The organism is Novosphingobium sp. SG707 (assembly GCF_012275515.1).
Taxonomy (GTDB): domain Bacteria; phylum Pseudomonadota; class Alphaproteobacteria; order Sphingomonadales; family Sphingomonadaceae; genus Novosphingobium.
This window is the reverse complement of the sequence record NZ_JAAZQL010000008.1, coordinates 1-22059: the sequence shown is the minus strand read 5'-3', so window position 1 is coordinate 22059 and position 22059 is coordinate 1. Positions and strand designations below refer to the sequence as shown.

Here is a 22059-nt window from a genome sequence, read left to right as displayed (position 1 = left end):
ATTCCCCCTTGCGCCATTGCGCCGCGATGTAAAGGGAGCACGCGAGACATAGCTGTCCCTTCGAGTAACAGATGCGGCCGGATTACGGGCGCCCGGAGCGGGTCCGGGCGCCGCAACCATCCTTAATGGTGACCATCGTCCTTGATCACCGGCAGGGTTTCGAACTGGTGGAACGGCGGCGGGCTGGACAGCGTCCATTCCAGCGTCGTGGCACCCTCGCCCCAGTAATTGCCTTCGGCCTTTTTGCCCATAGTGAAGGCATAGATGATGTTGACGATCCAGATGCCGATCGACACCGCCATCACCATATAGCCGATCGTGGCGATATGATTCCAATAGGCATAGGCAGGCGTGAAGTCAGGATAACGGCGCGGCATGCCCTGCATCCCCAGGAAGTGCATGGGGAAGAAGATCATGTTCACGCCGACAAAGAACACCGCGAAATGCAGATAGGACAGCAGTTCGGAGTGCCAGCGTCCACTCATCTTGGGGAACCAGTAGTAGAAACCGGCAAACAGCGAGGTCACCGCGCCCAGCGAGAGCACATAGTGGAAGTGGCCCACCACATAATAGGTGTCCTGAAGATTGTCGTCCAAACCGCCATTGGCCAGCTCAACGCCCGTGACGCCGCCCACGGTGAACAGGAAGATGAAGCCGATGGCCCAGACCATGGGCGAGGCAAAGCGGATCGAACCGCCCCACATCGTCGCGATCCACGAGAAGATCTTGATGCCGGTGGGCACCGCGATCACCATCGTGGCGGTGGTGAAATACATCTTCACATCTTCGGACAGGCCGGTGGTGTACATGTGGTGCGCCCACACGACAAAGCCCACCACGCCGATCGCCACCATCGCATAGGCCATGCCCAGATAACCGAACACGGGCTTGCGGCTGAAGGTCGAGACGATCTGGCTGATGATGCCGAAACCGGGCAGGATCATGATGTAGACTTCGGGGTGGCCGAAGAACCAGAACAGATGCTGATACAGGACCGGATCACCGCCGCCCGCCGCATCAAAGAAGGTGGTGTGGAAATTGCGGTCGGTCAGCAGCATCGTGATAGCGGCCGCCAGCACCGGCAGCGCCAGCAGCAGCAGGAAGGCAGTGACCAGCACCGACCACACGAACAGCGGCATCTTGTGCAGGGTCATGCCCGGCGCGCGCATGTTGAAGATGGTGGTGATGAAATTGATCGCGCCCATGATTGAGCCTGCACCGGCAAGGTGCAGCGAGAAGATCGCGAAATCGACCGCAGGCCCCTGCGAACCCGAGGTCGAGAGCGGCGCATAGGCTGTCCAGCCGATGCCCGCGCCCTGACCCGTGCCGCCCGGCACGAAGGCCGAACACATCAGCGAGCAGAAACCCGCCACCGTCAACCAGAACGAGATGTTGTTCATGCGCGGGAAGGCCATGTCGGGCGCCCCGATCATGATCGGTACAAACCAGTTGCCAAACCCGCCGATGATAGCAGGCATGACCATGAAGAACACCATGATCAGGCCATGCGCGGTAATCAGCACGTTCCACAGGTGGAGCTGCTGGTCAAAGCTGGGATCTTTCGTGCCCAGCAACTGCGCAAAATAACCCAGATACTGGATGCCCGGCTGCGCCAGTTCGGCACGCATGATGCCGGAAATCGCGCCCCCGATGATCCCCGCCGTGATGGCAAAGATCAGATAGAGCGTGCCGATATCCTTGTGGTTGGTGGACATGAACCAGCGGGCGAAAAAGCCCGGCTTGTGGTCATGATCGTGATGGTCATGCACATGCCCGTCGGAATGGGCGTGAAATTCGTCTGCGATGGTAGCCATTGTTCTTCAAACCCTCGCGTAAAAGTTATTCGCCGGACGAGGCGGCGGCGGCCACCTCGGTCCCCGAAGCGGCTTCGGCGGCAGGCGCGGCGGCGGCAGCGGCAGGGGCCGCAGCGGGCGCCTCGGGCGCGCCGTCGATCTTGGCGCCGGCATGCGTCATCACCCAGGCGTTATACTGGGGACGGGGCAGCGCCTCGACCACGATCGGCATATAGCCGTGACGCGCGCCGCAAAGCTCGCTGCACTGGCCATAATAGACGCCCGGCTCCTTGACGAACAACACCTTCTCGTTGATCCGCCCCGGCACCGCGTCCAGCTTGAACCACAGCGAGGGGACCGCAAACGAGTGGATCACATCCGCGCCCGTGGTCTGCAGGCGAATCGGTTCGCCCACCGGCACCACCATGCGGTTGTCGGCGGCCAGCTGCGGCGGCTCGCCGCGCTTCACCGCTTCCTCGTGGCTCAGCATGTTGCTGGTCACCTCGAACTCGCCATTGTCGGGATAGGCATAGGTCCAGTACCACTGGTTGCCGATCGCCTTGATGGTCAGCGCTTCCTTGGGCGGGGTCTTGAACTGATGGGCCAGCAGCTTCATCGAGGGGACGAAGACCACCAGCAGGATCAGCACAGGAATGCCGGTCCAGATCACTTCGAGCAGCGTGTTGTGGCTGGTCTTGCTAGGCACCGGATTGGCGCGCGAATTATAACGCACCATCACCCAGACCAGCAGCGCCAGCACGAAAAGCGTGGTCGCGATCAGGACGGTCATCACGATATGATCGTGCATCCACAGGGCCTCAAGCCCGGTGGGGGAATATTGGGTCTGAAAGGTCAGCCCGCCGTCAACCGGCATGCCCTTGCCGGGCGTGGGCTTCATCGGGGTATAGCCGCCCGGCGCAACAGCAAGACGATCGGCAGCCGCATGGGCCGCGCCCGCAGCGATCAGCGCCAGACCCGGCGCCACTTTCAGGACATTTCGCGCCATCAAGGCAATACGCAACATTCGGCGCCCGAAGGCCCCGGATACTTCTCCCAAAATCATGGCCTACGTTCTTTCTTCTTCGCCGCTCGGAAGAAAAGCCCCCTCCTCGTCCGGCGTCCCACAGGCTCCGGGACTTTTGTCCCTTAGGAACAGGGTGTACCAGCGCTTGCCCCAGCCCACAAGCGCCTCTAGGGGTAAATTTGAAGCAGGGCGCGCGCCGCTCCTGCGGGAATCGCACAAGTTTTTTGGACGAAGGCAAGACAAAGCATGACCGAAGAAGAGGTGCTGGCCGAATTCCGCGCCAGCCATGCCCTGCTCGAAGGGCATTTCCTGCTCTCCTCTGGGCGCCACAGCGCGCATTATCTGCAATGCGCCCGCGTGCTGATGAACCCGGAACGGGCCAGCCGTCTGGCGATTGGCATTGCCCAGAAATTGCCGCGCGACCTGCGCAAGGAAATCCAGAAGGTCATCAGCCCGGCGATGGGCGGATTGATCATCGGCCATGAAGTGGGCCGCGCGCTGGGCGTGGACGCGATGTTTGTCGAACGGCCCACCGGCACGTTCGAACTGCGCCGCGGCTTTTCCATCGAACCGGGCGACAAGGTGCTGATGGTCGAGGACGTGGTGACGACCGGCCTGTCGAGCCGCGAGGCGATCAAGGCCATCGAGGATGCGGGCGGCAAGGTGATCGCGGCGGCGGCCCTGATCGACCGCAGCGCGGGCAAGGTGGATCTGGGCGTGCCCTTCTATCCGCTGATCGCGCTCAACTTCCCCACCTATGCGCCCGATGAAGTGCCCGCCGCTCTGGCCGCCACGCCTGCGGTCAAGCCCGGCAGCCGGGCCAAGCCGTAATGAACGCGCTCAGCCCCGCTCGCCTGCGCCTTGGCGTCAACATCGACCATGTGGCCACGATCCGCAACGCGCGGGGCGGCGCTCATCCCGATCCCGTGCGCGCGGCCCAGATCGTTGCGGCGGTGGGCGGCGACGGCATCACCGCGCATCTGCGCGAGGATCGCCGCCATATCCGCGACGAGGACCTGGCGCGCATTCAGGCCTCGACCTCGCTGCCGCTCAATCTGGAAATGGCCGCCACGGACGAGATGCTGGACATCGCGCTGCGCCACAAACCGCACGCCGCCTGCATCGTGCCCGAGCGGCGCGAGGAGCGCACGACCGAGGGCGGTCTTGACGCGGCGGGGCAGCACAACCGCCTTGCCCCCATCGTTCAGCGTCTGAGTGATGCGGGCATCCGCGTCTCGCTCTTCATCGCGCCCGAAATGCGCCAGCTTGACGCCGCGATCCGCCTTGGCGCGCCGGTGGTGGAATTCCACACCGGCGAATATGCCCATGCCGAAGGCGACGCGCGCGCGGTGGAACTGAAGCGCCTTGCCGATATGGCCGCCCTCGCCGCGCGCAACGGGATCGAGCCCCATGCGGGCCACGGCCTGACCTATGACAATGTCCAGCCGGTCGCCGCCATCCCCCAGATCGCCGAACTCAACATCGGCCATTATCTGATCGGCGAGGCGGTGTTCGTAGGCCTTGAACACGCGGTGCGCCGGATGCGCGAACTGATGGACGCGGCGCGGGGGTAATATGATCCTGGGCCTCGGCACAGATCTGGTGAATATCGAGCGCATCGAGGCCGCGCTGGAACGGCATGAGGCGCGCTTTCTGGCGCGCAGCTTTACGCCCGCCGAAATCGCGCTGGCCGATTCGCGCCCCGCGATGCGCGCGGCCACGCTGGCCAAGCGCTGGGCCGCCAAGGAAGCCTGCGCCAAGGCGCTGGGCACCGGCATCGGGCGCGGCTTTGGCCTGACCGACATCGAGGTCTTGCGCAATGATCTGGGCGCGCCTTCACTCGCTCTCCATGCCGGGGCCGCCGATCGTCTGGCCGCGATGACACCGCCGGGCCACACAGCTTTCCTCCACCTTTCGCTCACCGATGATTTGCCTTGGGCCAGCGCCACAGTCATCATCGAAGCCCTGCCTCTTTGAAAGACGATTCCCTGATGTCCGCCTCCAGCGATACCAAGATCAATGACGCCGCCAAGCAGCCTATCAACTGGTGGGCCGAGGTGCGCGGGCTGGGCGGGATGTTGCTGGCGGTGCTGGCGTTTCACTCTTTCGTGGCCAAGCCTTTTTACATTCCCTCGGCCTCGATGCTGCCGGGCCTGTGGGTGGGCGATCATCTGGTGGTGTCGAAATATCCCTATGGCTGGAACTGGGCCTCGCCCAGCTTTCACGTTCTGCCGCGTGGGAGCTGGCGCATCTGGCCCGGCACGCCCGATTATGGCGATGTGGTGATCGTGGTCCCGCGCGACCGGCCGGGCGACGATTATATCAAGCGCGTGGTGGCCCGTCCCGGCGACCGCATCGCGCTGCGCCATGGCCAGATCATCCTCAATGGCCGCCCTGTGCCGCAGGCGGTCGAACCACCCGCCGAAATCCCGCTCGACGCGATCCGGGGCGATGAAGACCCCTACCCCTGCGAAGGCGCCGGTTTTATCGGCCTCAAGGAACGCAAGCCTTCTGGTCAGGAGGTCTGCTCGATCCCGGCATGGCGTGAAACCTTGCCCAATGGCGCGACCTACACGATCCTCGATCATATGGAACAGCCCTTTGACGACATGGCCGAAATCCGTGTGCCCGAAGGCCATGTCTTTGTGATGGGCGACAACCGCGACCACTCCGCCGACAGCCGCGTGCCGCTGGAGGAACGCGGGCTTGGCGGGCCGGTGCCTTTGTCGGATGTGGGCGGGCGCGCCGAATTCATCACCCATTCCTTCAACGGCACGGCGGGCTGGAACCCGCTGAGCTGGTTCACCGGCCTGCGTTCGGGCCGCGCGGGCACCTCGCTGCGCCCGCCCTTGGTGAGCAAACCCAAATAATATGGCCCAAACACCCCGCAAGCCCTCCACACCTCGCCAGCGCCGCGCCGGCCCGACCGACATTCGCGACCCGATGGTCCGCAATGAGGCGAAGAAGGCGCTGATCTGGCTGGGCATTGCCGGATTGATGGTGCTGCTGGTGGTGCTGGCGCAACCATTGATGGTGGTGTTTGGCGGGATGGTGTTTGGCGCGCTGCTGGATGGCGGGGCGCGGCTGCTGGGGCGGGTGCTGCCGATCCCGCGCCTGTGGCGGGTGGCCATCGTGCTGGCGGCGGCGGCCGGCTTTGCCATCTGGTTTGCCACCTATGCCGGGTCGCAACTCGCGCTTCAGGCCGCCGCCTTGCCCGAAATCCTGATGGCGCAGGCGCAAAAGGGCCTGCACTGGGCCGAACGCCACCGGCTGATTACACTGAACCGCAGCACGATCCAGACCTTTACCGAACAGGCCATCGCGGGCGCGGCGCAATTACCCAGCGTGCTGGGCGGGCTGTTCGGCGGCATGGCCACGCTGTTTCTGATCCTCGTGCTGGGCGTCTATTTTGCCATCGACCCCCAGCCCTATCAGCGCGGTCTGGCATGGATGCTGCCGCGCGAAAGCCGCCCGTTTTTCGAACAGATGTTCACCCAGATGGGCCATACGATGCGCCGCCTGCTGTTCGGGCGGCTGGTGGGCATGGTGATCGAAGGGGTGACGATCGGTCTGGCGCTCTCGGCCTATGGCGTGCCCATGGCGACGCTGCTGGGCCTGATTACGGGCGTGCTGGCGTTCCTGCCCAATATCGGTGCGCCGGTGTCGGGCCTGCTGATGGTGATGGTGGGCTTTTCGGGCGGCACCTCGATGGGGCTTTATTGTATCGGCGTTTATATCGTGGTCCAAGGGATCGACGGCAATATCGTTGTGCCCATGGTGGCCAAGAAAACCGCCGATCTGGCCCCCGCGCTGGTCCTGGCGATGCAGCTGATGATGGGGGCGCTGTTCGGCATTCTGGGGCTGGCGCTGGCGGATCCGATGCTGGCCATGCTCAAGGTCTTGCTGGAAAGGCTGGCGGCGCGCGGCGCGATGGCGCATGATGGCGCCGAAGTGACAGAGCAGGTGTAAATCCCCCTTGGCGCGAAAGTTTCTCTATGGCGTTGCAATTCTGGTGGTGCTTGTGATCGGTGCGCTGGGTGCTTTGCGCTATTGGGCCAAGGAATTGACACAATTCACCTTTGTGCCGGTCGTGCCGTTTTCCGCCGCGCCGCCTCTGGCCGCCAATGCCTATGCCGATCCGGCCATGTGGTATTCGCGCGGGGCGGGCGGGCCGAATGATCCCTCGCGCTGGCGCCCCACCGGCGCACCGGTGGGCGAGGCGACCCTGCCCGTTGCGGTGTTTTTCATCCATCCCACCAGCCATTTCGACCGGCTGCACTGGAATTCGGCCGTTGACGAAACGCTGATTTCGGGGCGGACGGAAATCCTGCTGCGCGGTCTGGCCACACCCTTCAGCGCGGCGGCCGAAGTCTGGGCGCCGCGCTATCGACAGGCCACCTTGGGCGCTTTCCTGACCGACCGGCCATCAGGGAGAAAGGCGCTCGATGTGGCCTATGGCGATGTGCTGGCCGCGTTTGATGAATTTATCGCAACGGTCGACCCGCGCCTGCCCATCGTGATCGCCGGGCACAGCCAGGGCGCATTTCACCTGATGCATCTGATGCAGGACCGGGTGGCGGGCAAGCCGCTGGCCGCGCGGGTGGCGGCGGCCTATGCGGTGGGTTGGCCGGTCAGCCTGGACCATGACCTGCCCGCGATGGGCCTGCCCGCCTGCGAAGGCCCCGATCAGGCGGGCTGTGTCATCTCATGGCAGAGCTTTGCCGAACCTGCCGAAACCGACATGGTGCGCGAGGCCTATGCCCGCTTTCCCGGCCTTGATGGCGCAGCCCGCGGCAACAGCCCGTTCCTCTGCGTCAACCCACTCACCGGCCGCCCCGGTGACGCCGCCCCGGCGCAGGCCAATCCCGGCACGCTGGTGCCTGATACGGCGCTGACCGGGGCCAGCATCGTCCCCGGCCTCGTGCCTGCGCGCTGCGCGCCGGACGGGTTTTTGATGATCGGCCCCGCGCCCCAGCTTGGCCCCTTCGTCGCGCCGGGCAACAATTTCCACGTCTATGACATCCCCCTGTTCTGGAGCGCCCTGCGCGCGGATGTGGCGCGGCGGGTCAAAGCATGGCATGGCACGCCTCCCGCAAGGAGCGCCCGCAAGGCACCCGATATGCAAACCGAAAAAACCGCAGGCTGGTGGCGCCAATGGCTGAGCTGATTACCCTTTCCGCGCTGGATATGCGCGATGCGTTGCCCGATGGCGGGGGCCTGATCGGCCTCGACCTTGGCACGCAGACGATCGGCACCGCCTTTGCTGATCCCGAATGGCGCATTGCCTCGCCCGGCAAGACCATCGCGCGCGGCAAATTCAGCGTGGACAAATTGGCCATCGCCGCGCTGATCGAGGAACGCGGCATCAAGGGCATCGTTATCGGTCTGCCGCTGAACATGGACGGCACATCGGGTCCACGCGCCCAATCGGCCCGCGCCTATGCCAAAAACCTTGCCGTGCTGGGCCTGCCCATCCTGCTGTGGGACGAGCGATGGTCCACCACCAGCGCTGAGCGCGGGCTGATCGAGCAGAACATGAGCCGCGCCAAGCGCAAGACCCGCATCGACAGCGCAGCGGCGGCGGTGATCCTGCAGGCGGCCTGCGATGCGATGGCGGGCGGGATGCGGTGGTAGACTTCATCGGCGACATAATCGGCGATTGCATTTCAGAAGTAATAAGTTGGCTATTTAATAAGCTGCCACGGCCCCTGCGCATTGGTTGCTGGTTCGTTATTGGCTTAATGATCACCGGGTTGCTTGTTTGGATCCTGGCATCAAGGTGAAGATGAATATGCGAGGGTCTAGACCCTCGCGCTCCCTTTACTGTCTGCGTTGCGCTATGGATTCGGCCATTGGGTACCGGACGCGACGCTAGAATTTTAAAGTCTGCGGCGCGTTTTAAGTAGCGCCGCAAGCTTTATAAATATCGCCCCAAACACCCCACCGCAAACCATCCCCATTAAAGGGATTGCAAAGGGGCCCCACCCTTTGCCCGCCGGAGGCAAACCTGCTTCCTACCCCCCATTCCTCACAATAACCCAAACCCCACCGGGCGCCTCAAACCCCTGCCCCCGCGCGATTTTCAATCGGATCGCATCGGCCCGCGCCCGCGCCAGCACGGCATCGGGCACACCTTCCTCAACCGCGATCCCATCGGCCCCGCCCAGCCAGCGGGCCTGACGCAGCGTGAGATCATCGGGATCGGGCGAGGTCAGTACGATTTCGGCCAGCGTCTCGTCAGGCAGCCTGGCGCCCGCAAGGAAGGCATCCACCCGCCCCGCGCTGCCATCGTCGAGAGGGTCGAGCATTCCCCCCTGCCCCAACGCCACATCGAGCGCGCGACGGCGGTCGGCCGCATCGGGAAACCGCCGCCGCAGCACGGTCCGCGCCGCGCCCAGCGCCTGCGCCAACGCGCCCAGCCTCTCGGGCAAAAGCGCCTCCAGCCGCAGCCGCAATTGCTTGGCCAGCCCCGCCGAGACGCCCCCCGTCCCCACCGCGATCAGCACGGGCGAACGGTCCAGGATCGAAGGCGTGGTGAAATCGCAAAGATCAGGCTGGTCGACGACATTTACCAGCAGGCCCGCCCCGCGCAGCCGCAGGGCATCAGCGGCGGCGGCTTCACGGTCCTCATAGGCGACGAAGGCGAGACGCGCACAGCGGTCGATCCCTTCCTGCATATCGTCGAACACCTGTCCGCCCGCGCGTTCGACAAGGCGGCGTTTGGCATCAGCCGCATCGCCTGTGCCCAGAACGATGACGGGTTGGCCCTTGATGCGGTGAAAGAGAGGGAGTGTGTCGATCATGGTGGGGGTTATAAGGAGAATAGGACAAGATGCGAGGGTCTAGACCCTCGCGCTCCCTTTACTGTCCTCGTTGCGCGAAGAGTTCGGCGTTTTGTGTCGGACGCAATGTCAGAAATTATAGAGCCTGCGGCGCTCTTTCGTAAGCGCCGCAGGCTTTTAAAATTCCAATCCCCCAAACTATCCCCATTAACGGGATTGCAAAGGGCCCCCGCCCTTTGCCCGCCGGAGGCAAAACCCCCTTTAATCCATCAACCAATCCGGCACCTGCTCCGCCGCCAAAATGGCCGCAGGGTCGATGCGATTGGCCACGATGGCCCACTGATCGCCATTGACCATCACCTCGGGCACCAGCGCGCGGCTGTTATAGGTGTTGGCCATTGTCGCGCCATAGGCCCCGGCGGTGCGGAACACGGCAAGATCGCCCGCCTTCACCACGTCGATCTCGCGGCCCATGGCAAAGGTGTCGGAGGATTCGCAGATCGGGCCGACGATATTGGCCGTAAACTTCTCACCATTGGGCTCGACGGCCAGAAAATCGTGCCACGAGCCATAGAGCGCCGGGCGGGCAAGGTCGTTCATGGCCGCATCGACAATGACGAAGGGCGTGGTCACGCCTTCCTTGACGCGCACAACCTCGGTGACCAGCACGCCCGAATTGCCCGCGATCACGCGACCCGGTTCGAACATCAGTGTGACGCCCCAGTCTGCGGTGACGCGCGCCACCATGGCCGCATATTCTGCCGGAGAGGGAAACACCTCATCAGCCTTGTACGGTACGCCGATGCCGCCGCCCAGATCCATATGGGTGATGCTCAGGCCCTGCGCGCGGATCGAGCGCATCAGCTCGCCCATCTTGCTAAACGCGGCCTCCAGCGGGTCGAGCCTGGACAACTGGCTGCCGATATGGACGGCAAGCCCGCGCATCTCGATACCCGGCAGCGCGGACAGGCGCGCATAGATACCGGCGGCGCGGTCATAGGCCACGCCGAACTTGTTTTCCGCCATGCCGGTGGAAATCTTGGCATGGGTGCCCGCGTCCACATCCGGGTTCACGCGGAGCGCGGCATGGGCCACCAGTCCGAGCGAAGCGGCAATCGCGGCTAGCTCGACGCCTTCCTCTTCGCTCTCGATGTTGAACTGGCCGATACCTGCCTCAAGCGCGCGGGTCAGCTCGTCCGCCGTCTTGCCGACGCCGGAAAAGACCACGCCCTTGGCCGGGATGCCAGCGGCCAGCGCGCGGTCCATCTCGCCTGCAGAGACCACGTCCGCGCCGTAACCTTCGCGCGCCAGCAGCTTCAACACCGCCAGATTGGGGTTCGACTTGACCGCAAAAGCGATATGCGTCGAGGGCAGGATCGACAGAGCCTCGCGGAACACGCGCGCGTGGCGGGTCAGCGTGGCGGCCGAATAGATGTAAACCGGCGTGCCCACGGCGCGGGCAATGGCGGGAATGGCGGTGTCTTCGGCATGAAGAACGCCGTCAACGTAATGAAAATGATCCATGTGTCTTTAAATCCTGCGTGGGGGCATAAGGCCCCCCGGCTCATTCTGAAGGAGGCAGATCGAAAGCATCGTCCGTGCGCGGTTCAGAGCGCGTGTGCAGCTCCACATTGCGGCTGGGACGGGCCTGAGACGATTGGCTGAGCAATTCCGTCGCACTCGGCCGGTCCTTGCGGCCAATGGGCGAAGGGGGCAACTGATGCCCCGGCGCGGGTTTAAGTTCGCCCTGCGTGCCGCAGCCCGCCAGCGCCAGGAGCGCAACCATCGGGAAAAATACGGCACGCATAAGGGCGTTACTCCATACCAAGCGCGGCGCGAGCCTGCGCCACACGTTGTTCTACCTGAGATGGGGCGGTGCCGCCATGGCTGGCGCGCGATGCCACCGATGCCTCGACCGAAAGCGCGGGATAGACCGCATCGGTAATGCGCGGGTCGATCGCCTGCAGTTCATCGAGGCTGAGCTGATCCAGCGCGATCCCCTTGCTCTCGGCCAGCTTGACCGCCGCGCCGGTGATGTGATGGGCCTCACGGAAGGGGATGTTGGCCTGACGAACCAGCCAGTCGGCCAGATCGGTGGCCGTGGCATAGCCCAGTTCGGCGGCCTGACGCATACGGTCGGTGCGGAAGGTGGTGCTTTCCACCATGCCCGTCATCGCGGCAAGGCACAGGGTCAGCAGACCGGCCGCTTCAAACACGGGCGGCTTGTCGTCCTGCATATCCTTGGAATAGGCCAGCGGCAGGCCCTTCATCGTGATCATCAGGCTGGTGAGCGAGCCGATGATGCGCCCGGCATGGCCGCGCACCAGTTCGGCGGCATCGGGGTTCTTCTTTTGCGGCATGATGCTGCTGCCGGTCGAGAGACTGTCGGGCAGACGGACGAAGCCGAAGGGCTGCGACGCCCAGATGATGAATTCCTCGGCCAGACGCGAAAGATGGAGCGAGCATTGCGCCGCCGCCATCAGGTAATCGAGCGCGAAGTCGCGGTCCGAAACCGAATCGAGGCTGTTGTCGGTAGGGCGGTCGAAATCCAACGCCCGCGCCGTGGCGAAACGGTCGATGGGGAACCCGGTCCCGGCCAACGCGGCCGCGCCCAGCGGCGACTGGTTCATGCGCGCGCGGGCATCGGCAAAGCGCGAGACATCGCGCGCGGCCATTTCGTAATAGGCCATCAGGTGATGGCCAAGCGTCACCGGCTGCGCGGTCTGAAGATGGGTAAAGCCGGGCATGATCGAGTTCACATGCTCGCCCGCGCGGGCCACCAGCGCCTTTTGCAGCGCGTTGAGACCCGCCAGCGCCTCGTCCACCGCATCGCGGACCCAGAGGCGGAAATCGGTGGCGACCTGATCGTTGCGGCTGCGCGCGGTGTGCAGACGCCCCGCCGCCGGACCGACCAGTTCGGCAAGGCGGCTTTCCGTCGTCATGTGAATGTCTTCGAGATCCCAGTTCTCAGGGACGCCGCTCACTTCATATTCGCCCGCGACCTGATCCAGACCGGCGCTGATCGTGGCGGCGTCATCGGCGCTCACGATTCCCTGCGCGCCCAGCATGGCGACATGGGCCTTGGAGGCGCGGATATCCTGGCGCCAAAGGGCCTTGTCGAAGGGGATCGAGGCGTTAATCTCACGCATGATGGCGCTGGGCCCTTCGGCAAAGCGCCCTCCCCACATCTGATTGGAGCCTGCCTTGTTGTCACCTTCGCTCACGCGCAAAATCCTCAAACTTGCCGGTAGGGGCCTGATGGTGGCCACCATCGCGGCCGGAATCGCGGGTTGCGATAGGCAAAGCGGCGGCGATAAGCAACCGCCAGAAGCAAGCGCATCAGCCCCATCCTCGGCGCCCAATGCCGAAGGCGCCGCGCTCGACCGCAGCCACAAGGGTTCGCAACTGCCCGCGCTGACCTTCAGGGATGCGCAGGGCAAGGAGATCAACACCGCCAGCCTCAAGGGCAAGCCCCTGCTGATCAACCTTTGGGCGACATGGTGCGGGCCGTGCATCGCCGAACTGCCCGCGCTGAACAAGCTGGCAGCAGGCGGCAGGATCCGCGTGCTGACCGTGTCGCAGGACAGCGAAAGCGCCAAGGCCAAGGTCGCCGCCTTCCTCAAGGCGCGGGGGGGCGATGCGCTGGAACCATGGCTGGACCCCGAAGGCGCGGCGGCCACCCAGTGGCAGGTCGGCACCCTGCCCGCCTCGATCTATTATGATGCGCAGGGGCGCGAGGTCTGGCGCATCAATGGCGGCAAGGACTGGGCCGGGGCCGAGGCGGCCGCGCTGCTGGCCGAGCAATAGGCACAACGGGGGCATCCGGTATTTCCCCTCCCTGTCGCTTGCCCCCGATTTAACCAAGCCCGACTAGAACAGGATCCGATTTTACACATATGACCTCAGGGCAGAGGAAATCGGATCGATGCAGGGCATTCAAACGACAAAGCGCGCGCGCCGCGAAACGGTAACCTCGATCGATTCCTCCAACCTGCGCGTGTTTCCCGCGATCCGGGCGATGGTGGCGCGATACGCCCCGCGCGCGCTCGAAAGGCTCTATGCCGCCATCGCGGCCCATCCGGCCGCCTCCAAAATCATTCCCACCCAGGAACAGCGCGAGAGAGCCTCCAGCGCGCAATTGCAGCACTGGCTCTCGCTTTTTGAATCCTCCTTTGACGATGCCGCCGTGGCCCGCGCCACCAAGATCGGCCATATCCACGCCCGCGTCGGGCTGGAGGCGGACCTTTATATCAGCGGCTATGCGCTGGTGCTGGAAAGCATCATCGAGGACACGCTCAAGGGCTTTACCCTGCCATGGCAAAGGCGTGGTCAGGCCAGGGCCGTGGCCACGCTGGTCAAGACCGCGCTGTTCGACATGGAGGCCGCATTGGGCGCCTATTTCGAGGCCGAGGCGACCCAGCGCAACGATATCATCGCGGCCATGAGCAAGGCGATGGGCGAAGTGGCAGGCAGCAATCTGCGCGCGCAACTGGGCGACGTGCCGCCGGCGTACAAACAACTGGCCGCCGATTTCCACAATATGCGCCATCAGATCAGCAATCTGGTGATCCAGATGACCGATGCCGCCCATGGGGTGAAATCGGGCGCGCATGAGATCAGTTGCGCGGCCAATGATCTGGCCAACCGCACAGAGCAGCAGGCCGCATCGGTCGCGCATATTTCCGAGGTGATGCGCGATGTGACCACGGCCATCGCCACCACGGCGGGCAATGCGCGCGATGTCGACGGATCGGTGGCCGAGGTTTCGGGCCATGCCAGCAAGGGTGGGCCGATCATGGATTCCACCGTTGTGGCCATGGAAAAGATCAAGGATTCGGCCACCCAGATCGCCCAGATCGTCGATGTGATCGACGGCATCGCGTTTCAGACCAACCTGCTGGCGCTCAACGCCGGGGTCGAGGCCGCGCGGGCTGGCGAGGCGGGCAAGGGCTTTGCCGTGGTGGCCAGCGAGGTGCGCGCGCTGGCCCATCGCACCACCGAATCGGCCAAGAACATCAAGAGCCTGATCGTCACATCGAATGAGGATGTGCAGCATGGCGCCGATCTGGTCGAACAGATGCGCGATGCGCTCAACCAGATCATCGGGCGGCTGGACGATACCAGCAGCAAGGCGAGCGACATCGCCAGCTTTTCCGAACAGCAGTCCGAAAGCATGGTCGCGCTCAACGCGCAATTGCAGCAGATCGACCTCAACACCCAGCAGAACGCGGCCATGGTCGAGGAATCGAATGCGGCCGCGCGCGGCCTGTCCGATCAGGCTGCCAGCATGGCCGGTATCGTGGGCCAGTTCAGCTTCGAACGCCGCCACACTTTGCGCGATGGGACTTCTGCCGATGGCAGGCGCGGCGACCGCATGGCCCCAACCGACCGCGCGGCCTGAACACCTCGGGACGCGCCCTTAGGGGCAATCCCGATGTGAAGGCAGGGCCAAAATTTATCAAACGGCGATAAGCACCCGCAGATATTGGGTTTTCGACTTGCTGGCCAAGATTGGCTCTCGGGTCTATACTCCCATGCAACTTCAGGACGTTCCCGGCACGGCGCAAATGATCCATCCTTTGTCTCCACAAACGGGGGATTCCGCCCGCCAATTGCTGACCGAGCGTATAGCGGACAATCTGCGCCGCGCCGTGACGGGGGCCATCGGCGGGACGGCCAATGCCGTGGCTGTGGCCTTGACCATGCTTTCCTCGCCCTATCCCGGCATGGTGCTGTTGTGGCTGGCGGGCATATTTGCGGTGTCCGGCGCCCGGCTGGAACTGGCGCTGCGGCGCAGGCGGGCGGGATGGGCCACCATCGACGGGCGGCGCGACCTTTGGCATATCCACGCCACGGCGCTGGCCAACGGGCTGCTGTGGGGCGCGGGCATCGCCGCCGGGGCCAGCATAGCCAACACCCGCCAGTTCATCGTTATCGCCATCCTGTCGGGCGGGATGCTGGGCGCTTCGGTGCTGACCTATTCGACCATGGCGCTGGCAGCGGTCCTGTTCATGGTGCCGATCTGTGTCGGCACGATCATAGCGTGGGCGCTGTTTCCGGGCGCGCAGGTATGGGTCGGGACCTTGTTCTGCGCCTCCTATCTGCTGATCCTGTCGCGCGGGGCGTTTCAGAACCAGCGCGAATTCACCAAAGCCTTTCACGCGCGCGAACAATTACGCGAGACCGGGGCCACGGTGCAATTGCTGCTCAACGATTTCGAGGCGCAATCGGCCGACTGGCTCTGGAAAGTCGACAGTCTGGGCCGCATTCAGGAGCCCAGCCCGCGCTTTGGCGATGCCGCGCGCCGGGCATGGCAATTGCTGGACGGGATGCCTTTGCCGGATCTCTTCGCCCCCTGCCCCGAAACCGAGCGGCTGGCCGCGCATCTGGCCCGGCGCACGCCCTTTCGCGATATCACCCTGCCGCTCACACTGGACGGATCGCCCCATTGGTGGACCCTTTCGGCCCAGCCGTGGCAGGACGGGATGCGCGGCGTGGCCCGCGATGTCACCGCGCAAAAGCGCGCCGAGGCCCGCGTCAGCCACATGGCCCATTATGATGGCCTCACCAATCTGGCCAACCGCTTTCTGTTCAACGAAACGCTGGCGGGGGCGCTGCTGCGGCGGCGCGCACAGGATGACGGGGTCGCGGTGCTTTACCTCGATCTCGACCGGTTCAAATCGGTCAATGACACGCTGGGCCATCCGGTGGGCGACAAGCTGCTGTGCGAAGTGGCGCGGCGAATCGAGGATGCGGTGCGCAAGAGCGACCTGGTGGCTCGGCTGGGGGGCGATGAATTTGCCATTCTGATGCATGGGCGCCGCATCGACCATATCGCCGAAAAGACCGCCAACCGCATCATCGAGGCAGTCCGCCAGCCCTGCCTGATCGAGGACGGCCAGGTCCTCACCTCGACCAGCATCGGCATCGCGGTCAGCCATGACAGCCAGACCGACGCCGCCACGCTGATGAAACAGGCCGACCTTGCGCTTTATGTCGCCAAGGGGCGCGGGCGCGGCGTGTTTTCGCATTTCGAACCCGGCATGGACGAGGCCGCCGCGGCCCGGCGCGAGCTGGAAATGGACATGCGCACCGGCCTGAGCGAGGGCCAGTTCGAGCTGCATTACCAACCGCTGATCGATGTCATCACGCGCCGGACGGTGGGCTATGAGGCGCTGGTGCGCTGGCGGCACCCCGCGCGCGGCATGGTCATGCCCGATCTGTTCATCCCGCTGGCCGAAGAGACAGGGCTGGTGGTGCCGCTGGGCGATTGGGTGATCCGCCGGGCGTGTCAGGAGCTGGCGCTATGGCCCGCCCATCTGCGCGTGGCGGTCAACCTGAGCCCCGCGCAATTGCGCAGCGCCGGGCTGATCTCCACCGTGATGCAGGCGGTTGCCGAAAACGGCATCGCGCCCGACCGGCTCGAACTGGAAATCACCGAAAACGTGCTGCTCAAGGACAATGCCGTCCATGGCGCGCTGCTGCATAAATTGCGCGGGCTGGGGGTGCGGGTGGCGCTGGATGATTTCGGCACCGGCTATTCCTCGCTCAATTATCTGCGCGCCTTTCCCTTTGACAAGATCAAGATCGACCGCTGCTTTCTCAAGGGTCTGGGCGAAAGCGACGAGACCTTGCCCATCGTGCGCGCCGTGATCGCGCTGGCCCATGCGATGGGCATGACCACCACCGCCGAAGGGGTGGAAAACGAGCACCAGATGCGCGTGCTGCTGGCCGAAGGCTGCGATCAGGCGCAGGGCTATCTGTTTTCCCGCGCGCTGCCCGCCGCCGATTTTCCCGAACTGCGCCGCCAAAGCCCTGTTGACGCCCCGAAAAAAACCGCCTAATCGCGCCCTTCCCGTGATCGGGGCGATTAGCTCAGTTGGTAGAGCATCTCGTTTACACCGAGAGGGTCGGCGGTTCGAGCCCGTCATCGCCCACCATTCCCTTGATCGCGGAAGCCCGCTCAAGGCTTTATAAACCCCGGAAATCTGCTATATTTTCTCGTGAGCCGGTCGCCTGTGTCCGTGTGCGTTCACAGGCAGCCATCCCGTAATGGGGGTATGAAGTGGGGTATTCGATACCTCCCGGAATCCGATACCCCCAAGGTCATGAGGAGCGTCGGGGTATGGCGCTGACAGAAACTGCAATCCGAAATGCCAAGCCGAAAGATAAGCCTTACAAACTTAGCGATTCAGGCGGTCTCTTTTTGTTTATCTCTCCCGCAGGGGGGAAGCTGTGGCGGGTTAAGTTCCGCACTGACGGCAAGGAAAAACTGCTGTCGCTTGGTGCTTGGCCACAGGTGAGCTTAGCAGCTGCCCGCAAGGAACGTGACAAAGCCAAAGAGACCCTTGCAACTGGTGCAGACCCTGCTCGGGAAAAGCAGCAAGCGAAGCTCAGAGCCAAGGTCGCAGCGGCAAACACCTTTGGCGAGGTAGCGCAGGAACTCATCGATAAACGTCGCCGCGAAGGCATGTCTGAATCCACCGCAGAAAAAAGCGAATATTACGTCTCGCGGATGGGCAACCAGATTGTACGGATGCCAGTCTCTGAAATCACGGCGCCCGAGTTGCTTGCGGTCCTTCGCCGGATCGAAAGCAAGGGGAATTACGAAACCTCGCGCCGGGTATTACAACTGGCAGGGCGAGTGTTTCGCTACGCCATTGCCACAGCGCGGCTCGTGTCAGACCCAAGTCGCGATCTGCGGGGTGCGTTGACCACTCCACAATCAAAGCATTATGGCGCCATCACAGAGCCGAAGGCCGCTGGCGAGTTGCTAAGGGCAATAGAAACCTACGAAGGCATGGGCATTACAAAACTGGCCATGCGCCTCTCTGCGCACCTCTTCGTGCGGCCCGGCGAACTGCGCCACGCCGAATGGGATGAAATTGATCTGGACGGCGCACTCTGGATCATTCCGGCAACGAAAATGAAAATGCGCAAAGCCCATCAGGTTCCGCTATCCCGGCAGTCGGTTGAAGTGTTCCGGGAATTGATGCCGATCACTGGTCCGTCAGGCTATGTCTTCCCTTCCATCCGTACCCGCAATCGCCCAATGAGCGAAAACACGGTCAATGCCGGATTGCGACGATTAGGCTACACTGGCGACGAAATGACCGCGCACGGCTTCCGCGCGATGGCCAGCACCCTGCTCAATGAATCCGGCAAATGGTCCTCCGATGCGATTGAACGGGCGCTGGCGCATGGCGACAGCGACAAGGTACGCGCGGCCTATCATCGGGGGACGCATTGGAAAGAGCGCGTCGAGATGGCGCAGTGGTGGTCCGACTATCTCGACGCGCTGCGGAATGGGGCTGAGATCCTGCCCTTTCCGGAACAGAAACGCGGCTAGGGGCGGTGCTGCTGCCCCCGCTCAAGCAGGGCTTCAAGACTGGCCAGTGGGATCAGCGTTGCCCTGCCGATCTTGATCGTGGCCAGCTCGCCATCGGCGATAAGGGCATAGAGCTTGGTGCGTCCAAGGCCGGTCATGCGCTGGACCTCAGGAATGCGCAGGGCGAGCGGTTTGGGCAGCATGGGCGGGGCGATAGTCTGGGCCGCAGAGGGCTGAGCGGGCGGGATACGCTTTTTCATTGGAGCATATCCCTTCCCGCAATGACTGGGCCGCAACCGGTGGAAAGCAGCATGGCGAGATTGCAGAGTAAGCCGCGTTGGGGTGTGTCGCTGTCCCGAAGCATGGCACCCATCATGGGCGGCCATGCCCGGTTGAGCCACTGCCTAAGCAGGCTTGATAAGGGAAGGCAAGCACATCGCATCCAAGCGGTATGCAGCGATCTGTCAGGACTGAAATTCATTCTGAACATGGCAAAAGCCTCCTTATGGGGAAACCTTCGCCGGGGTCATGAAGCGCTGTCGAAGATACAGGTGCATGGCCTTCATTTCAAGCTCAGCATCCCGGCGCACGGCGCGATCCCGGGCACCACAGCACCTCGGGAGGGACCGATCTTTCCGGGGCCGCATTCCCTTTCTCAACCAAAGGTCCGCAATGCCGGGTGGTACATGTATTACGGGAGAAAACGGTTCTCTTTCCGCTGGTTGAGGCCGCACCTGTTGAGGCTTGTGCACACTGTACAACGCAGCACCGAAAATCAGCCCTACACGTATTACAGCCTCAAGAGGCTGATTTTCATGCTGAAATTGGCAGCAGCACCCGTGCGTAGGGTCCATTACACTTACGCCCGCTTTGGGCGTGCGTCCGATCCTCCGCATGGGCCTGTCCCATGCGCCGATAGACGACTTGCATGGGTGGCCAAACGGCTGGCTTTATGGGATGATTCGCGGAAGTCGGGGGCAACGGCTTCGGGTGGCTTTGGCGACAGCAAGGCCGGTGACAAAGCCCCTCGGAGCAAATCCCCACGTGTCCTGAGGATCGGAAGACCATGCCGGAGCGAGGCCCCCTTTTTGCCGCTGACCAATTCAGTTGCGCGGGCCATGCAAGATGTTGTTAGGATGAGGTGATGAAGACCGATCTCGATCATCTGCCGGCCCATAAGCAGCGCGAACTCGACCGCGTGGTGCAGTTGCTGTTCGAGGAATTTGACGGCGCCCATGTGGAGGCAACCGGCAGGCGCAGGACGGGGAAGATCGTCAAGATTCTTCTGTATGGTAGTCATGCGCGCGGCGGCTGGGTGGATGAACCTCATACCGCCAAAGGCTATCGTTCCGACTTCGATCTGCTGATCATCGTCAGCCAAAAGGAACTGGCTGACCGGGCCGCCTACTGGACCCGCGCGGATGAGCGTCTCATCGAGGAGATGATCGCCGGGCGGTTGCGGACGCCGGTCAATTTCATCGTCCATTCGCTTCAGCAGGTGAATGACGGTCTCGCCCATGGGCGGTTCTTCTTCATGGACATCGCCAACGAAGGTATCGCGATCTACGAATCCGATGACCGTGAGCTGGCAAGACCGGTGCCCCGGACACCGCAGGCCAATCTCGATATGGCGCGGGAGTATTTTGAAGAGTGGATGCCCGGCGCTCTGCAGTTTCTCCAGACAGCGAGATTCACTGCTGAAAAGGGATGGAACAAGAAGTCTGCGTTCCTTCTCCATCAAGCGACGGAGAGCCTCTTCCACGCGGTCCTTCTCGTGAGCACCTTGTATTCGCCACATAATCATAATCTCGCCTTCCTGCGCACCCAGGCCGAACGGCTGGACCTCCGGCTGGTGGAGGCATGGCCCCGCGAATTGCGCAAGGATCGCGCCCTGTTCGAGAAGCTCAAGGACGCTTACGTCAAGGCCCGCTACTCCAAACATTATCGGATCACTGCCGAGGAACTGGCATGGCTGGGCGAACGGGTCGAGGAACTGGGGCGCATCGTCCACACCATCTGCACGGAACGTCTCGCCGCGCTGGAAGCTGCTGTGAAGGGGTGATGGCCTGTTGGCCATCACCCCTTCAATCTGCCCCGCTTTCGCCCCCTACGCCCACGCCACGGGGCGATACGCAGCCTCTCAACACCCTTTCCGCGCCTGTCCTGCTTCCATGCCGGTCGCCTTGCTGTCAGGGCTCCTCCAGTCCCTCGGTGAGCTTGCTCAGAGCCAGCGCCAGAGCGATTTCCACCTCCCGGACACTCACCCCCAAACGGAAGGCAATGGCACCATGGCTGAGACCATCAGTGGCTGACAGAAGATAGGCTGCCCTCTCCACCATCGGCAAAGTGTCGAGCAGGGCAATCAGGCGCTGGCGTTGCCGCTCTACCTGATCCTGAGGCTGGTCCCGGTGCTGTCGTTCGCGCCCCATGGCCTATGCCCTGCCGCTAAGGTTGGACACACCACCGTTCCGCTTCAAGGACATTTCCGCCCAGGTGAGCGAACCCAGCCGCCGCGCGGTCTGCGTCCATAAGGACAGCGAGTGATGGCTGGAAAAATGTTGGTCGCGCTCGATCCGCAGGCCTAGGGGCAGACGCACCGAAGCGATCTCGTTCAGCGAGAAATAACCCAGTTCCGGACAGCCGAAACCGAGATCAGCCAGCCCGAATAAGGTATCACCATCCTCGTCCAGTTCGCTTGCCAGCCATGTCGCCGCGCCGCAGGGGTTGAACAGTTTGAGCACGGGCACCGGATCGGGCGCGGGCAGATTGTCGCGCTGCGCCACCCTATGGAGGGCACCATTGACCAGCAGGGCCACACGGATCTTTTCTGGCAGGAGGATCATGCCGCTGCCCTCCCTTCGGTCATAGAGCCTTGCTCCGGTTCAGCAGGCTCCGACTGCGGCGTATCCCTGTTGTCCTCGCTGTCCCTGCTGTCCTTGCTCACCCTGTATTCGGCATGCCTTGCCAGCAACCAGTCGGCGGCCTTGCTGGCCTGACTCGCGGCGCGGAAGATCGCCCGGTTATCCTCGCGCAAGACTTCCAGTAATCGCGAGGTGTCGATAATGTGAAGGAACGCGGCTTCAACTCCTAAAACTCGCCCGATTCCGCCGTTATCTGACAGGCTTTGCTCCG

The 22059-nt window shown here is 63.3% G+C and carries 21 protein-coding genes, 1 tRNA gene and 1 pseudogene; 13 read left to right on the top strand and 10 right to left on the bottom strand.

The genetic code is table 11. The features are described from left to right. Positions 1-122 precede the first annotated feature (122 nt). Together ctaD and coxB are read right to left on the bottom strand one after the other, a co-directional pair. Complete coding sequence (gene ctaD, locus FHW92_RS19515; protein WP_168604964.1) at positions 123-1814, bottom strand: cytochrome c oxidase subunit I; 1692 nt, start codon at positions 1812-1814, stop codon at positions 123-125. Positions 1815-1839: 25 nt separating this feature from the next. Continuing rightward, positions 1840-2799 (bottom strand): cytochrome c oxidase subunit II, encoded by a 960-nt coding sequence (coxB, locus tag FHW92_RS19510; protein ID WP_246870303.1) that lies wholly within the window; start codon positions 2797-2799, stop codon positions 1840-1842. Positions 2800-3063: 264 nt separating this feature from the next. Here coxB and pyrE point away from each other — a divergent pair, with 264 nt between their 5' ends. From pyrE to ruvX, 7 genes are read left to right on the top strand one after another with little or no spacing between them, the layout of a single operon-like run. Next, positions 3064-3648, top strand: a complete 585-nt coding sequence (pyrE, locus tag FHW92_RS19505) for an orotate phosphoribosyltransferase (RefSeq protein WP_168604962.1) — start codon at positions 3064-3066, stop codon at positions 3646-3648. After that, complete coding sequence (locus FHW92_RS19500) at positions 3648-4391, top strand: pyridoxine 5'-phosphate synthase (protein ID WP_168604961.1); 744 nt, start codon at positions 3648-3650, stop codon at positions 4389-4391. The genes pyrE and FHW92_RS19500 overlap by 1 nt, the downstream gene beginning before the upstream one ends. Position 4392: 1 nt before the next feature. Next, a complete protein-coding gene (acpS, locus tag FHW92_RS19495) occupies positions 4393-4794 on the top strand; it encodes a holo-ACP synthase (RefSeq protein ID WP_168604960.1) in 402 nt (133 codons plus the stop codon). 14 nt (positions 4795-4808) lie between these two features. Further along, entirely contained in the window at positions 4809-5687 is an 879-nt protein-coding gene (gene lepB / locus FHW92_RS19490) for a signal peptidase I (protein ID WP_168604959.1), read from the top strand. 1 nt (position 5688) lies between these two features. Beyond that, positions 5689-6786, top strand: a complete 1098-nt coding sequence (locus tag FHW92_RS19485; RefSeq protein WP_168604958.1) for an AI-2E family transporter — start codon at positions 5689-5691, stop codon at positions 6784-6786. A 7-nt stretch (positions 6787-6793) separates the two neighbouring features. Next, on the top strand, positions 6794-7984 hold the full coding sequence (locus tag FHW92_RS19480; RefSeq protein ID WP_168604957.1) for a DUF3089 domain-containing protein: 1191 nt from the start codon (positions 6794-6796) through the stop codon (positions 7982-7984). Next, on the top strand, positions 7972-8451 hold the full coding sequence (gene ruvX, locus FHW92_RS19475) for a Holliday junction resolvase RuvX (RefSeq protein WP_168604956.1): 480 nt from the start codon (positions 7972-7974) through the stop codon (positions 8449-8451). Before FHW92_RS19480 ends, ruvX begins: the two co-directional genes overlap by 13 nt. Before the next feature lie 380 nt (positions 8452-8831). On the opposite strand, the gene FHW92_RS19470 is transcribed toward ruvX, so the two are convergent. From FHW92_RS19470 to argH, 4 genes are all read right to left on the bottom strand, one after another. After that, positions 8832-9620, bottom strand: coding sequence for an NAD(P)-dependent oxidoreductase (locus FHW92_RS19470; RefSeq protein ID WP_168604955.1), 789 nt, complete (start codon positions 9618-9620; stop codon positions 8832-8834). Between the two features lie 240 nt (positions 9621-9860). After that, positions 9861-11123: a diaminopimelate decarboxylase gene (gene lysA / locus FHW92_RS19465; protein WP_168604954.1), complete on the bottom strand. Its 1263-nt coding sequence runs from the start codon at positions 11121-11123 to the stop codon at positions 9861-9863. Positions 11124-11163: 40 nt separating this feature from the next. Beyond that, on the bottom strand, positions 11164-11385 hold the full coding sequence (locus tag FHW92_RS19460) for a hypothetical protein (protein ID WP_246870302.1): 222 nt from the start codon (positions 11383-11385) through the stop codon (positions 11164-11166). Positions 11386-11413: 28 nt separating this feature from the next. Next, positions 11414-12787: an argininosuccinate lyase gene (gene argH / locus FHW92_RS19455; protein WP_168605120.1), complete on the bottom strand. Its 1374-nt coding sequence runs from the start codon at positions 12785-12787 to the stop codon at positions 11414-11416. A 70-nt stretch (positions 12788-12857) separates the two neighbouring features. Here argH and FHW92_RS19450 point away from each other — a divergent pair, with 70 nt between their 5' ends. The 5 genes from FHW92_RS19450 to FHW92_RS19430 all read left to right on the top strand — a co-directional run bounded on the left by FHW92_RS19450 (position 12858) and on the right by FHW92_RS19430 (position 18948). Beyond that, positions 12858-13406: a TlpA disulfide reductase family protein gene (locus FHW92_RS19450; protein WP_168604952.1), complete on the top strand. Its 549-nt coding sequence runs from the start codon at positions 12858-12860 to the stop codon at positions 13404-13406. A gap of 118 nt (positions 13407-13524) precedes the next feature. Further along, positions 13525-15000: a globin-coupled sensor protein gene (locus tag FHW92_RS19445; RefSeq protein WP_168604951.1), complete on the top strand. Its 1476-nt coding sequence runs from the start codon at positions 13525-13527 to the stop codon at positions 14998-15000. A 133-nt stretch (positions 15001-15133) separates the two neighbouring features. Further along, a complete protein-coding gene (locus FHW92_RS19440) occupies positions 15134-17443 on the top strand; it encodes an EAL domain-containing protein (RefSeq protein ID WP_168604950.1) in 2310 nt (769 codons plus the stop codon). Between the two features lie 20 nt (positions 17444-17463). Further along, positions 17464-17539, top strand: a tRNA-Val gene (locus FHW92_RS19435). Positions 17540-17724: 185 nt separating this feature from the next. Next, positions 17725-18948: an integrase arm-type DNA-binding domain-containing protein gene (locus FHW92_RS19430; RefSeq protein ID WP_168604949.1), complete on the top strand. Its 1224-nt coding sequence runs from the start codon at positions 17725-17727 to the stop codon at positions 18946-18948. On the opposite strand, the gene FHW92_RS19425 is transcribed toward FHW92_RS19430, so the two are convergent. Beyond that, positions 18945-19187: a helix-turn-helix domain-containing protein gene (locus FHW92_RS19425; protein WP_246870301.1), complete on the bottom strand. Its 243-nt coding sequence runs from the start codon at positions 19185-19187 to the stop codon at positions 18945-18947. The genes FHW92_RS19430 and FHW92_RS19425 overlap by 4 nt on opposite strands. A gap of 884 nt (positions 19188-20071) precedes the next feature. Here FHW92_RS19425 and FHW92_RS19420 point away from each other — a divergent pair. Further along, a complete protein-coding gene (locus FHW92_RS19420; RefSeq protein ID WP_168604948.1) occupies positions 20072-20989 on the top strand; it encodes a HEPN domain-containing protein in 918 nt (305 codons plus the stop codon). 127 nt (positions 20990-21116) lie between these two features. On the opposite strand, the gene FHW92_RS19415 is transcribed toward FHW92_RS19420, so the two are convergent. From FHW92_RS19415 to FHW92_RS25860, 3 genes and pseudogenes are all read right to left on the bottom strand, one after another. After that, complete coding sequence (locus FHW92_RS19415; protein WP_168604947.1) at positions 21117-21356, bottom strand: sigma-70 region 4 domain-containing protein; 240 nt, start codon at positions 21354-21356, stop codon at positions 21117-21119. Positions 21357-21359: 3 nt separating this feature from the next. Further along, the gene (locus FHW92_RS19410; RefSeq protein ID WP_168604946.1) at positions 21360-21770 is read right to left on the bottom strand and encodes a DUF2958 domain-containing protein; all 411 of its coding nucleotides are present in this window, start codon (positions 21768-21770) and stop codon (positions 21360-21362) included. Further along, positions 21767-22059 (bottom strand): annotated as a pseudogene (locus FHW92_RS25860) (hypothetical protein); the annotation flags it as partial. The pseudogene FHW92_RS25860 and the gene FHW92_RS19410, both read right to left, overlap by 4 nt.

Coding starts and splice junctions, on each gene's coding strand:
- ctaD (WP_168604964.1), bottom strand. CDS start 1,814: ATGGCTACCATCGCAGACGAATTTCACGCCCATTCCGACGGGCATGTG.
- coxB (WP_246870303.1), bottom strand. CDS start 2,799: ATGGCGCGAAATGTCCTGAAAGTGGCGCCGGGTCTGGCGCTGATCGCT.
- pyrE (WP_168604962.1), top strand. CDS start 3,064: ATGACCGAAGAAGAGGTGCTGGCCGAATTCCGCGCCAGCCATGCCCTG.
- FHW92_RS19500 (WP_168604961.1), top strand. CDS start 3,648: ATGAACGCGCTCAGCCCCGCTCGCCTGCGCCTTGGCGTCAACATCGAC.
- acpS (WP_168604960.1), top strand. CDS start 4,393: ATGATCCTGGGCCTCGGCACAGATCTGGTGAATATCGAGCGCATCGAG.
- lepB (WP_168604959.1), top strand. CDS start 4,809: ATGTCCGCCTCCAGCGATACCAAGATCAATGACGCCGCCAAGCAGCCT.
- FHW92_RS19485 (WP_168604958.1), top strand. CDS start 5,689: ATGGCCCAAACACCCCGCAAGCCCTCCACACCTCGCCAGCGCCGCGCC.
- ruvX (WP_168604956.1), top strand. CDS start 7,972: ATGGCTGAGCTGATTACCCTTTCCGCGCTGGATATGCGCGATGCGTTG.
- FHW92_RS19470 (WP_168604955.1), bottom strand. CDS start 9,620: ATGATCGACACACTCCCTCTCTTTCACCGCATCAAGGGCCAACCCGTC.
- lysA (WP_168604954.1), bottom strand. CDS start 11,123: ATGGATCATTTTCATTACGTTGACGGCGTTCTTCATGCCGAAGACACC.
- FHW92_RS19460 (WP_246870302.1), bottom strand. CDS start 11,385: ATGGTTGCGCTCCTGGCGCTGGCGGGCTGCGGCACGCAGGGCGAACTT.
- argH (WP_168605120.1), bottom strand. CDS start 12,787: ATGTGGGGAGGGCGCTTTGCCGAAGGGCCCAGCGCCATCATGCGTGAG.
- FHW92_RS19450 (WP_168604952.1), top strand. CDS start 12,858: ATGGTGGCCACCATCGCGGCCGGAATCGCGGGTTGCGATAGGCAAAGC.
- FHW92_RS19445 (WP_168604951.1), top strand. CDS start 13,525: ATGCAGGGCATTCAAACGACAAAGCGCGCGCGCCGCGAAACGGTAACC.
- FHW92_RS19440 (WP_168604950.1), top strand. CDS start 15,134: ATGCAACTTCAGGACGTTCCCGGCACGGCGCAAATGATCCATCCTTTG.
- FHW92_RS19430 (WP_168604949.1), top strand. CDS start 17,725: ATGGCGCTGACAGAAACTGCAATCCGAAATGCCAAGCCGAAAGATAAG.
- FHW92_RS19425 (WP_246870301.1), bottom strand. CDS start 19,187: ATGAAAAAGCGTATCCCGCCCGCTCAGCCCTCTGCGGCCCAGACTATC.
- FHW92_RS19420 (WP_168604948.1), top strand. CDS start 20,072: ATGAAGACCGATCTCGATCATCTGCCGGCCCATAAGCAGCGCGAACTC.
- FHW92_RS19415 (WP_168604947.1), bottom strand. CDS start 21,356: ATGGGGCGCGAACGACAGCACCGGGACCAGCCTCAGGATCAGGTAGAG.
- FHW92_RS19410 (WP_168604946.1), bottom strand. CDS start 21,770: ATGATCCTCCTGCCAGAAAAGATCCGTGTGGCCCTGCTGGTCAATGGT.